Origin of the sequence: Paenibacillus sp. Soil766, assembly GCF_001428105.1 — a bacterium.
Taxonomy (GTDB): domain Bacteria; phylum Bacillota; class Bacilli; order Paenibacillales; family NBRC-103111; genus Paenibacillus_E.
The window spans coordinates 39139-51400 of sequence record NZ_LMSJ01000023.1; the positions used below are offsets into that span (position 1 = coordinate 39139).

Sequence of the window (12262 nt, forward strand, 5' to 3'; positions counted from 1 at the left end):
TATACTACCGGGTAGCTTCATTTGTCAATTTAACAATATCAGGACGAAGTTTTTTCGCTTCCTTCAAGTACACATGGTTTATCTCCGCTTGAGTTTTGGTGGTGTTCACCTGAACCATCAAACGAATACATTTGGGTAATGCATTCTCAACGGGTACTTCCAAGGAACACATTAAAGGAACAAGCTCCCAGCCAATAAGAGTACGAATCGCAATTGCTGGAAATGTTGCTGTAATATCTTCCGTAACTGTAATGAAAACCGATCCAATATCTTCTGGAAGGAAATCATTCGCTTCTACAATTGCTTGCAAGAGCTCACTTGTTGCTTGTAGTATTTCCTGTGCATCATTCTGTTCAACGGTTGTTGCGCCACGAATTCCCCTTAAGTACATCGGTTATTTCTCCCCTTTTAGAAGGTCAACAATTTCTCTCACTTGCTGTGAAGTAAGATCCTTACGGATCTCGACTTTACCAATCTCAGTCGGGATGATATACACCATCGTACCTTCTTTGAATTTCTTATCATGCATCATAGCACTCATAATGCGATCTGTGTCCAAATGTGATGGTATACTCACCGGCAATCCGTATTTCACAAACAAACCTCTGGTTACTGCATGTATGTCCTCGCTGTAGCCAAACTGCTGAGCAAGCTTTGCAGCCCCGACCATCCCAATCGCAATAGCCTCACCGTGCAGCAACTCTCCGTAGCCTGCCACAGCTTCTAATGCGTGACCAATTGTGTGTCCAAGGTTTAATATCGCACGGAGATCATTCTCGCGCTCGTCCTGCGATACAACGATGGCTTTCACCTGACAACCTATGTAAAGCGCATAACTTAACGCTTCTGGATCTAATCCTAACAGCTTGTCTGCGTTTTCATCGCACCACTGTGTGAAAGCGGCATCCCAGATCAAGCCATGTTTGATCACTTCAGACAAGCCTGCCTTCACTTCACGCTCAGGCAAAGTCAACAGCAAGTCGATATCGAAGAGGACTAGCTCCGGTTGATGAAACGCCCCGATGATGTTTTTCGCCATCGGATGATTGACCGCTACCTTGCCGCCGACAGAACTATCGTGGGCAAGGATGGTCGTCGGGATCTGCACGAAGCGGATCCCGCGCATGAAGCTCGCCGCAGCGAAGCCGGCGAGATCGCCAACCACGCCTCCTCCGAGGGCTATGATCGCAGAGTTGCGATCAAGGCCCGCCTGAAGGGCGGCAGTGACGATTCCCTCGAGCTGCGCGAGGGATTTGGATGTTTCGCCTGCGGGCACGACGCAGGCCGTCGCGTCGAAGCCGCCGTCACGGAGCAGCGTCAGGACGCGCTCCAAGTGCAGTAACGCCACCGATTCGTCGGTGACGACGAGTAGCGGCGACTTGCGGCTAAGTTTCGCGCGATCGAACAGTGCCGAGATATTGGTAAGAATGCCTTGGCCAATATAAATGGGATAAGACCTTTCTCCAAGCTCTACGGTAAGTTCTCTCATCTTAGTAGTTCTCCACTTGCTTAAGGAAATTCGCTAAGTTCGTGCGGATTTCTTCGATGGAGTCTCCTCCGAATTTATCTAAGAATGCATTAGCCACTTCCCAAGCGATGACATTCTCCATGATCACGCCTGCTGCTGGCACTGCACAAGTATCGGATCGCTCCACTTGGGCTGTAAATACTTCTTTCGTATCGATATCAACACTTTGTAATGGCTTGTACAAAGTTGAAATTGGCTTCATTACGCCGCGAACGATGATCTGCTCGCCAGTTGTCATTCCACCTTCGAATCCACCTGCACGATTCGTTCTGCGTCTAAAGCCAGCTTCCTCTGTGTAAAGGATTTCATCATGCACGTTCGAGCCTCTGCGTTCTGCAGCTTCGAAGCCGATACCGAATTCCACACCTTTGAAGGCTTGAATGGAAAGCACGGCTTGTGCAATTTTGCCATCCAATTTGCGATCCCACTGAACGTGACTACCAAGTCCTACGGGTACACCTTCGATAATCACTTCTACGATACCACCTAAAGTATCGCCATCTTCTTTGGCAGCATCGATTGCAGCGATCATTTTGGCTTCTGCTTCTTTATCAACTACACGTACTGGTGATTCCTCTGTAATACGAATGAGTTCATCCACAGGCAGCTCTTGACGCTCTACTTCGACATCGCCAATACGGATCACTTGTCCAGCTACTTTGATCCCGAACTCTGCTAACAATTGACGAGCAACAGCCCCAGTGGCTACACGCATCGTTGTTTCACGAGCACTTGATCTTTCCAAAATATTACGCAAATCTTTCTGATTATATTTGAGGCCGCCGTTTAAATCTGCATGTCCAGGACGAGGACGGTTCACACGGCGTTTGCCTTCGTTATCTTCTTCAACGGGTTCAATCCCCATAACCGAAGTCCAATGTTTCCAATCATTATTCACGACAACTAATGCGATTGGCGCACCTGTTGTTTTACCATGACGCACACCACCTGCAATGGTAGCAGTATCTTTCTCAATTTGCATGCGACGACCACGACCATAGCCTTTTTGACGTCTATGTAATTGATGGTTTAAGTCTTCAAAGTTAAGGTTTACATTACTTGGAAACCCTTCAATTATCGCAGTGAGCTGCGGGCCATGCGTTTCACCTGCTGTTAAATATCTCACAATCCGTTACCCCCTAAGAATTTTACGAAGAACATCGAACTCCGTATATAAACATAATAGTATGCAAAAACCGAGCCTAATTACTTCATGTACCAAGGAAAAAAAGCTGCAGTACCAAGCACTTTAGCGCTTTGACGCGCGATTATATGTTGTCATTATAGTATAGCTACTCAGGTTTGGCAACAACACAAATGCAAAAACACGCTTCACAGGTCAGGGACAAACCCTTCGCGTAAGCGTGTCATCATCTAGACAGGAACTAGTATTACCCGTGCATAGGCTGCTTCTGGACGACCCTCGTAGGCTCACTAAGCTGAGGATCATTCATAAGACCCGTAATTTGTGAGGAATCAACTCCTAAAATTTGAGCACATTCTTGAATGGAAATCATTCCTCTGCGATAAGCGGTAATCACCTTGCGTTTGTCCATGATAGCCCCCTAAGCGTGTATGCATTGTTCAAAGCTTGGTGTTTCCCTCACTTTGCACTGCTACATCTTAGTATTGGAAAATAAGGAAGTTCTTATACTCCTTTTTTCCGATAAAAGAAAGTTTCAGCCGCTTCGAGATCATATTGCCCCGGAGAAAAAATCTGCTCCGTTGAGCCTACGAAAAGCAGACCACCTGGTTTAAGGGCTTTAGCAAACTTCTGGTACAAAACATGCTTCGCTTCTTCAGTAAAATAAATGATGACATTGCGGCAAACGATCAGATCGTAACCGGTATCAAATGTATCAACAAGTAAATTTTGTTTCTGAAATTTCACAGACTTTTTGAGATCATCCGTAATATGAAACATCAAGCCATCTTGTTTAAAATACTTCTTCACATAATTAGCTGGCACATCACGCACAGAACGATCCAAGTACAACCCTTTACGTGCTTTCTCTAGAGCGCCATCGTCAATATCCGTAGCGTGCAAGCTCGTTTCAGCCAACGCCCCTTGCTCAGCTAAAATCATAGCTAGTGTGTACGGTTCTTCTCCAGTGGAGCACGCTGCACTCCAAATCTTCAACCGGCGATTCCGTTTAAGCATCTCTGGTATAAATTTCTGTTCCACAAGCTCCCAACGATTCGGGTTTCTCCAAAACTCAGATACATTGATCGTCATTCGATCCAAAAACTCATAGAATAGTTCCTTGTCCTTCATCATCGCTTCAAAAAAAGAAATAAACGTATTGTAACCCCGCTTCATTCGCAAGGTAGTTAATCGTCTCTTCATTTGCGCTTCTTTATACAACGCAAGATCAATGGACGTGTGTTCCTTTATTTTTTTAATAAACAACAAAAAATCTTGATCTTCCATGCTGTCCACCCACCTTGATCATTATGTACATTGATACATTCTGTGTGGATTTACTAAATTCCTTCATAAAAAAACAAAAAGAACCTGTATCATTTCAGATAACAGATTCTTTGCGTCAATGAGATTAGATCCATTCTTGTATGTTTTTTGAATACGTGAAAATTTCGTTAGGCTGAAAAAAGTTGTTAATTTCACGTTCAGCGCTTTCAGGTGAATCCGACCCATGAATCAGGTTGAGATTCGTATGTACAGCATAATCTCCGCGAATGGTGCCAGGTGCGGCTTCCAATGAATTCGTTTTGCCAATCATGGTACGGGACAACGTGATCACTTGATCACCATGCCATACCATTGCAAAAACAGGTCCTGATGTAATGAAATTCACAAGTCTTTCGAAAAAATCTTTTCCTTTATGTTCCGCATAGTGTATCTCAGCTTGTTCTCGGGAAATGACAGTCAACTTGCTGCCAATCAATTGGAAACCTTTCTGTTCAAACCGTTTTACAATCTCGCCAACAAGTCCACGTTGTACACCATCTGGTTTAACCATGAGAAATGTTTTTTCCATTGAAAGACTACCTCCTAAAAGTTTTCGTCAGAAAACTAGCTTCGTAAGCATTCGCTTCGTTAATAAGATCGATTCCCGATAAAATGAGCGATCTCGATCAGATCTTTCTTCGCTTGATGATCCGGCAGTTTGTCTAATGACGAAATCGCTTTATCAATATACAACTGGGAAAGTCGATCGGCTTCCTTAATGCCAGCACTGCCTCGAATCATTTCTAAGAATCGACTAACATCGGTTTGTCCATCCAGTTTATGTATTCGATCAAGTTCTGTCAATATCATTGACTTTAAAGCTGAATCTTGTAGGTTCAAGATTACCGGCAACGTAATATTGCCTTGCTTGACATCACTTCCAGGCGGTTTCCCGATCTGTTTCTCCGTGCCTGTTAAATCCAGAATATCATCTCTGATTTGGAAGGCCATACCTACATTATATCCAAAATTATACAACTTAGTGCTCATCCAATCTGGAGCGCCAGAAGCCATAGCACCTAATTGGCAAGAGATTGCTATTAATAACGCAGTTTTGCGTCGAATGCGAAGTAAATAGTCACGGATCGTTTGCTCGGAATGAAAGAAAAAGCGAATTTGCTCCATTTCTCCAATGGACATTTCAACAATTGCTTTAGACATGATTTGGTGAACTCTCGGATCCGGAATCTGAGTAATCACACCTAGCGCTCTTGCAAAAATATAATCACCAGTAAACATCGCAATGCGATTATCCCATTTGGAACGAACTGTCAATTGACCACGTCGTGTGTTCGCATCGTCAATGACGTCATCATGGACAAGAGAAGCCATGTGAATAAGCTCTAGGGGCACTGCAACGTTTTTCATCGTTTGGAGTTCATAATTTCCAAATTCACCAGATAAAAGAACGAAAACCGGTCTAATCCGTTTCCCTCCAGCTTTAAGTAAATGGATCGAAGTTTCTCTTAGTAAAGAGTGATCGTTATTCACACTCTCTTCCAGTTCTTTCTCTATCGCTGAAATATCTCTTCTTTTTCTAGCATAAATATCCAACAAATTTTTCATTCAGTCACCCGTGCCACTTTATTATCTTCCCAAATGCCGATTTGAACTGGTTTCGGTAAGAAACCAAGTTCGTAACAGTACTGATAGTACGATTGAAGACCCTCCCACTGCTCAGCTGCGAAATCATAACACAATGTATGAAAATAATGATGCCAATAGTCGGAATTGCCACCAACAGTAGCTTGTGCCTCTTCAATCATGTACTTCGGCTCGCGATGAGCTTTTTCCTTACTTGCCTTAAATGCATCGAAAATAGTAGCTACAAGTTCTGGATAGGTATGAATCGTTTCTTTGCGAATTGCCCACACAGCGAACGTCATCCATTTACCAGTCCATTTAGCCCACTCTTGACCAAGATCTGTAATCATATACTTTGTATTCTGCCAACTTTCCTTAATGGCGTCATCTCCAATGAGTAGAGCTGCATCAGCGCCCTCCATCATTTGATCTAGATTTGGCTTTGCATATTCATAAGTTGGTTTACCTTTATAAAATTTCTCCAGAATAATTTTAAGCAAATTAACGGACGTTGCAGACGTCGTCGGTAGTATGATTTTCCCATTCACGATTTCTCGCAAAGGTTTGTCATGGAATAGTAGGATCGAATTGACTTCACCATAGGAGCTAACAGATAGATCCGGGAATAGCATATAATCCTCATAAAATTGACCATATGAAAAAGAAGAGATAGGTCCCATATCAATCTGCCCTTCTGCCATGGCTTGATTGAGGGATGTAGGTACCTGTTCAATAATATCTACTTCTGAACTTTCCATCAGCTCAGGAAAATAATAATAGATCGGCCATACATTTGTATAATTGATTCGGCCTATTCGGATTTTAGGGTCTAGGTTGCTCATCAATATCTCCCCATCTGCGGTACAAGGAATGTTCAATCTCCATGCTATCCATAACTTTACCTACCAAAAAGTCAACCATCTCATCGATTGAGCGCGGACGATTATAGAAGGCTGGCATAGCCGGTATCATTCGCACACCCATTTTTGTTAGGGTAAGCATATTTTCTAAATGTATAGCATGCAAAGGCGTTTCCCTTGGCACCAGAATTAATTTTCTTCCTTCTTTCAACATGACATCCGCGGTACGCTCAAGCAAGTTGTCAGACGATCCATGCGCAATACCAGATAATGTACCCATCGAGCATGGGATGACAACCATCCCTTTGGTTCGAAAAGAACCACTGGCCACAGTTGCACCAATATTCGCAACAGGGTGATATTCATAGGAGCCTGCTCGTCCACCAAAATGCTTCTCAAGCACCTCTACACGTTTCGTTGCACTCCAGTCATGTTCATCTTGCAGAACACGCCATCCCGAATCTGTAATAATAAGATGTACATCTAAACCAAGATCCAATAGTACTTCACATAATCTTACTCCGTAAATAGCTCCACTCGCACCCGTAATTCCAATGACCCAGTTTCCGCTACTCATGAATGTTTACTCACAATGACATCCAGTAATGTGAAGGTGAACATAACTAAACTCAATACCCCATTCATCGTGAAGAATGCCGTATTTAATTTGGACAAATCCTGCGGTGTAACGAGCCTATGTTCTTTAAACAGTAATATATAAGCAATAACTAGCCCCACCAAATACAACCAACTCAGATGCGTGATGAAAAATAAGGAGACTAAACCGATGGCAGTTAAGACATGCAGAACTCGTGCTGTTTGTAATGCTGTTTTAATACCGAATCGACTTGGCAATGAGTGCAAACCTTCTTCACGATCAAACTCGGCATCCTGGCAAGCATAAATCAGATCGAAACCAGCACTCCAACATGCAACCGTAAGGAAAAAGATGATTGACGACCATGTAAATTGACCTGTAACCGCAATCCAACCACCCAACGGTGCAAGCCCCAACGTCAAGCCAAGTACAAAATGGCATGTCCAGGTAAATCTTTTGGTATAGGAATAAATCACAAGAAAGAACACCGCAATAGGTAAAAGCTTCATGGACAATGCACTTAGATGATAGGTTGCCCAGAAAAGAACAGCAAACGAGATGATGATATAAAGAATAACTTGAGGTATTGAAATTAGCCCTGCTGGAATGGCTCGATTCTCTGTTCTTGGATTACGCTTGTCAATGGCTTGATCAATTACACGATTTAATGCCATCGCGGCAGTTCGTGCCCCCACCATAGCTAATGTGATCCAACCGATCTGTGCCCAGCTAGGTAAATGTCCCTGCCATACAACGGAACCAAGAATAGCCCCCATGAAAGCAAAAGGTAAAGCAAACACACTGTGTTCGAATTTAATCATTTCAAGAAAAATCTTCAATTTAGTAAACATATGCGAATTACACTCCTGATTTCGTATTACCTTTAGTTCCTACATGTAGAGCCGCTACACCCCCAAAGAGAGGATGCGCTTGTACGTGATCTAAACCATTCTTCGAGAAGATGGCCGCGAGTTGCTTATGATCTGGAAATGAAATTAAAGATTCCGGTAACCACTTATATTGCTCATATTTCTTGACAATCAATTTACCGAGGAATGGCATGATATGTCGGAAATAAACATAGTATATGGACTTAAATGGCTGCCATGTTGGTTTGGATAGCTCTAAAGACACAACTAGCCCTCCGGGCTTAACGACACGTTGCATTTCTCGAATGACCTGTTCAAGATCGGGAACATTACGCAAGGCAAACCCGATTGTAGCATAGTCAAACGTATTGTCGTCAAACGGAAGACTCATCGCATTTCCTTGTATAAGCTCGACCTGCTGTTCTAAGTGCAGTTGTTTTATTTTCTCTGCACCAATATCCAGCATATTTTGGCTGAAATCCAATCCAACCATTTTCCCTGTTCTACTCGCTTGAGCAAGACTAATGGTCCAATCACACGTTCCACAACATAAATCTATTGCCGTAGCCCCAGGTTGTACATTCATCTTCTTCATTGCAAATTTACGCCATGCTTTATGACGATTAAAACTAATGATATTATTCATCAAATCATATTTAGGTGCAATGCTTTCAAAAACACCATGTACAAATTCTTCTTTACTTTTCGCTTTTTTATTTTCACTTTTCGTATTGCTTACACTCATTCCCCAGGTCCCCTTAAATTTCTTCTAACACTTTAGGATGCTCCCCAGCCCATCGTAGAAAGGGCTCTCCCATGTGAAAGAGTTCACTTTGTAGCACATCCGATTCAAGCTTCTTAACAAAGTCGTGCAATTGCTTCGTTTGAATGTTCAGCAATTGATACAATTGTGAGGTTATATTGTATTTATGTTGAAGTGTACGAACCTTCGTCGTATCTACCTCTTCACCTTGTAATAGTTTACGCTCATCTCGTGTGCCTTTCTGGTTAATATGCCAATAACCCCAACTGCCCCTGAACTTAGAAATCGTTTCTATCCGGAAAATTTCTGTGAACAACAGTTCACATCTTACAAAGCCTCTAAGAATATCAGGCCAGGCTTGTTTGTTAGCCCCGAACATGACTTCTGAAAAAGACAAAAAAAGCTGAGATTTAATTTCCACCGTAAGGTGAATGTAATCTTCTGCCGACAGTTTCAGCTGTTTCATTTTCGTATAGCTGCTCATCTTTAGCCGATTGACTTCACATATCGCATTTGAAAGCTGCTTAATCATATCGATCTGCCCCGTTTTAGCTAGGAGATGATAAAATCTGGCACTGAAGTAGTCTCCCGCAAGCACTTGTAGCTGTCTGGACCTTGATGCCTTCTTCTCCTTAACTTCATTGGACGCATTCACAAGATCATGAGTATCGAGTCCTAGCTGTACAAGTGCTGTTGCTAAAGTAAATAATTCACTTAATGAGCTTAGTTTGTTATTTTCATTCAAGAATGCAAACAACAGACGTGTGCGCAACTCAGGAAAATCGGGCAAGTCTGTGTGAATTTGGATCATATCATACTCCGTGTACTGCTTAGCGATCTCAGGGATCCGATAAGAATTCATGCAAAAGCCTCCGTAACCGTATGCCAAATATCATTTTATGAAACTCGATGTCTTAATCCAAATTATTATAGCATAACACGTTAATAGAAGCACAATAAATTATAGGGGATACTTTTGTTGCCATTTGGATGTATAGGTGATGCGAAATCGATTCTGAAGCTCTTGCTCCAATTGAATTAAACTAAGCTCTGAAGGCTTCTTCTCCATATCCTTGCCAAATTCACGTTGTGCAACCATCGCCAAGACAAGCTGAGTTGAGGTTGTATCGGTCACGCCGGAGTAGTCAATAATGCGTACCCACACCTGATCGACATTTTTGGTTTTCACCAGCATCGTCTGTGCAATTGTATACAGATCACGATATACCGCAATCGTCTCCGCATTTTTGGGTAAACTTAAATCAAGTGACAATCGCGACGTACTCAGTTCCACTTTGCGTATTCGCAACTGCAGTGGAATCTGAACTAATAGATCGGCTAAATTATTTTCGGTAAGCTGTCCCCCCCGATTATTGGACCATGTGTAGTCAGATCCTAAGCCTGATGACAGATCCATCTTTGGTAACATGGATAAGCTAATCGCAACAACAACCGAAATTCCTAGTGTGATCACAATACGCATTGACCATTTCACAATCAACACCCCCTATGCATATGCAGGAGCCAAATAACCGACAGGTTATCCAAATAAACAAGTCCTATACACCATTGTACATAGAAAAAAAGCAGGCTATGCCTGCTTTTCTCAATAATATCTTATTCTTCTGTATCGATCGTGCCAAACTTGGTCATTATCAAAGCCTTACCTCTTACTTTAACCGCGGATGTATGCTCAGTGAACTGAGCAATCATAACTTCGCCTTTATCTAGCTTCTCTGTATGATGAAAACGTGTGTCTTGTCCACGTGTTAATCCAATCACATGAACACCATTATCTTTCGCTTTAATTACGAAATACTCATTACCGTTCGAGTTTGACTGATTTAATTTATTCGATTGTTCCATATCCATCCCCCGTCCTTCCCTAACCTTCATCTTATCTAATGATGCCAAAAAATGCGACTGAAAGTCAACATGTCCTACATAGTTAATTCCGTAGACGCTGCTGTTGCGCGTTTCCGATAAAATTGCTTGAACTTCGCCGGCAAAGCATGAGTTGATCCTAAGCGAATAAGGAGATCCGTCAATTTAACGGTTCCATAGGCGAACAACATGCCTGCGATTACATCGATCACCCAATGAATCTGCAAATACATGGTCGAAAAAATAATCGCCGAGCAATACATGACCATCATGTATTTAAAAATTCGATCCTTCTCCCTTAGTGCAAGTAACAGCATTGCAAACGAAATGGACGTATGCATACTAGGAAAACAATTCATCACCGCTACTAATAAGGAGTTTTCATCCGCAAACACACGATGTAGTAAATCAGGCTGTTTATTTACATACCATACTTCGTGAAGCAGAATCAAATTATAAAAAGGTAAGATAAGTGGAAATTGCAGCATATGCCCAGAAAGCGCGTAAGACAACATTTTTTGGATACTACGTGTCCAGAAGCTGCGGACTATACAAATCCAAAGCGAAAGCACAAAGCCATAGTTGTAAACCCACACCATTGCTCTATCCAAAAAAGGTGTTGAAATCCATCTTGCCCATCCCCCTGAATTCAACGGGATCGCGTTCATATAACTATCCCAGCGCCAGGGATGACGATTATTTTCAAACATCAGGTTCGCAATTTTCCACCAAAATCCATTGCCTGTCCCATAAAAAAAATAAAAAATACCTAATAGTGGAATGCCTATCAGAAAAAAGCGTTTCCAATCTACATCAATCTGATCCTTCCGTACCCCTAATAAACAGAAACACAATAATATCCAGCATTCTGTGCTCCAGTTACCAACCGTACCAATCTGCCAAATCAAGAAAACAGAAGCAATCATCCCGAACATTGTCCAATCCAGTGACTTTATGAGCCCGTTCAACTTACTCAACCCTGTACCCCCTATGTAATCCAAGAGATTCAAACACATGAACCTGAACTCGCCTTCGTTTCATGGGAATAGAAAAAGACATCGAACACCGATGTCTCTGTCATAATCGGAGTAACACGATTCGAACGTGCGACCTCACCCACCCCAAGGGTGCGCGCTACCAGGCTGCGCCATACCCCGTTACGTTTACAGCCAATAATAACGCATTCACTTTTGTTAGTATAGTAGGAGAATTTCAAATTGTAAAGCCATTTTCAGGCAAAACAAATAAAGCCGTTACCCGCTAATAGCGGCCACGGCTTTATCATTATGTAACGTTCAATCCTATGTATAAATACAAATTATTGAATGCCATCTTTAAGTGCTTTACCAGGTTTGAAAGCTGGGATTTTGCTAGCTGGGATATCAATTTCTCCACCAGTCTGTGGATTGCGTCCTTTACGAGCAGAACGTTCACGAACTTCGAAGTTACCAAATCCAACCAATTGCACTTTATCTCCACCTTGCAATGCTTCAGAAATTGCATCAAAAACAGCATCTACTGCTTTCGTTGCGTCTTTCTTGGAAAGCTCAGATGTTTCCGCAACTTTGTTAATCAATTCAGATTTATTCATGCCATTCACCTCCCCCCAAAATTTCTCACTACCGTTACTTCCTGTTTTCACCGTTTTCCAAGAAATTATACATAAACTTCTGAAAAATCGTTGATTTTCTAAGCAAAATGAACTT

16 protein-coding genes and 1 tRNA gene are annotated in these 12262 nt (G+C 42.3%); all 17 read right to left on the reverse strand.

What is annotated here, in order from left to right:
* Positions 1–4: 4 nt before the first annotated feature.
* The 17 genes from aroH to ASG89_RS17685 all read right to left on the reverse strand — a co-directional run bounded on the left by aroH (position 5) and on the right by ASG89_RS17685 (position 12147).
* Entirely contained in the window at positions 5–391 is a 387-nt protein-coding gene (gene aroH, locus ASG89_RS17610; RefSeq protein ID WP_057312031.1) for a chorismate mutase, read from the reverse strand.
* Positions 392–394: 3 nt separating this feature from the next.
* Positions 395–1489, reverse strand: coding sequence for a 3-dehydroquinate synthase (aroB, locus tag ASG89_RS17615; protein ID WP_057312032.1), 1095 nt, complete (start codon positions 1487–1489; stop codon positions 395–397).
* A 1-nt stretch (position 1490) separates the two neighbouring features.
* Positions 1491–2654, reverse strand: coding sequence for a chorismate synthase (gene aroC / locus ASG89_RS17620; RefSeq protein ID WP_057312034.1), 1164 nt, complete (start codon positions 2652–2654; stop codon positions 1491–1493).
* 265 nt (positions 2655–2919) lie between these two features.
* Positions 2920–3084, reverse strand: a complete 165-nt coding sequence (locus ASG89_RS37160; protein ID WP_200963494.1) for a hypothetical protein — start codon at positions 3082–3084, stop codon at positions 2920–2922.
* A gap of 92 nt (positions 3085–3176) precedes the next feature.
* Positions 3177–3959, reverse strand: coding sequence for a CheR family methyltransferase (locus ASG89_RS17625; protein WP_057312036.1), 783 nt, complete (start codon positions 3957–3959; stop codon positions 3177–3179).
* 124 nt (positions 3960–4083) lie between these two features.
* On the reverse strand, positions 4084–4527 hold the full coding sequence (gene ndk, locus ASG89_RS17630) for a nucleoside-diphosphate kinase (RefSeq protein WP_057312038.1): 444 nt from the start codon (positions 4525–4527) through the stop codon (positions 4084–4086).
* 59 nt (positions 4528–4586) lie between these two features.
* On the reverse strand, positions 4587–5564 hold the full coding sequence (locus ASG89_RS17635; protein WP_057312040.1) for a polyprenyl synthetase family protein: 978 nt from the start codon (positions 5562–5564) through the stop codon (positions 4587–4589).
* The gene (locus ASG89_RS17640; protein WP_057312042.1) at positions 5561–6424 is read right to left on the reverse strand and encodes a menaquinone biosynthetic enzyme MqnA/MqnD family protein; all 864 of its coding nucleotides are present in this window, start codon (positions 6422–6424) and stop codon (positions 5561–5563) included. The genes ASG89_RS17635 and ASG89_RS17640 overlap by 4 nt, the downstream gene beginning before the upstream one ends.
* A complete protein-coding gene (locus tag ASG89_RS17645) occupies positions 6405–7019 on the reverse strand; it encodes a UbiX family flavin prenyltransferase (protein ID WP_057312044.1) in 615 nt (204 codons plus the stop codon). Before ASG89_RS17645 ends, ASG89_RS17640 begins: the two co-directional genes overlap by 20 nt.
* Positions 7016–7891, reverse strand: a complete 876-nt coding sequence (locus ASG89_RS17650; RefSeq protein WP_057312046.1) for a UbiA-like polyprenyltransferase — start codon at positions 7889–7891, stop codon at positions 7016–7018. The genes ASG89_RS17645 and ASG89_RS17650 overlap by 4 nt, the downstream gene beginning before the upstream one ends.
* Before the next feature lie 7 nt (positions 7892–7898).
* The gene (locus ASG89_RS17655; RefSeq protein ID WP_057312048.1) at positions 7899–8654 is read right to left on the reverse strand and encodes a demethylmenaquinone methyltransferase; all 756 of its coding nucleotides are present in this window, start codon (positions 8652–8654) and stop codon (positions 7899–7901) included.
* 13 nt (positions 8655–8667) lie between these two features.
* Positions 8668–9534 carry a heptaprenyl diphosphate synthase component 1 gene (locus tag ASG89_RS17660; RefSeq protein WP_057312050.1) on the reverse strand — a complete coding sequence of 289 codons (867 nt, stop codon included), beginning with the start codon at positions 9532–9534 and terminating at the stop codon, positions 8668–8670.
* A 99-nt stretch (positions 9535–9633) separates the two neighbouring features.
* Positions 9634–10167: a hypothetical protein gene (locus ASG89_RS17665; protein WP_057312052.1), complete on the reverse strand. Its 534-nt coding sequence runs from the start codon at positions 10165–10167 to the stop codon at positions 9634–9636.
* 122 nt (positions 10168–10289) lie between these two features.
* Positions 10290–10538: a trp RNA-binding attenuation protein MtrB gene (gene mtrB / locus ASG89_RS17670; RefSeq protein WP_057312631.1), complete on the reverse strand. Its 249-nt coding sequence runs from the start codon at positions 10536–10538 to the stop codon at positions 10290–10292.
* A 74-nt stretch (positions 10539–10612) separates the two neighbouring features.
* Positions 10613–11533 carry a phosphatase PAP2 family protein gene (locus ASG89_RS17675; protein WP_057312054.1) on the reverse strand — a complete coding sequence of 307 codons (921 nt, stop codon included), beginning with the start codon at positions 11531–11533 and terminating at the stop codon, positions 10613–10615.
* A 106-nt stretch (positions 11534–11639) separates the two neighbouring features.
* Positions 11640–11713, reverse strand: a tRNA-Pro gene (locus tag ASG89_RS17680).
* 161 nt (positions 11714–11874) lie between these two features.
* On the reverse strand, positions 11875–12147 hold the full coding sequence (locus tag ASG89_RS17685) for an HU family DNA-binding protein (protein WP_056614405.1): 273 nt from the start codon (positions 12145–12147) through the stop codon (positions 11875–11877).
* Positions 12148–12262: the final 115 nt, after the last annotated feature.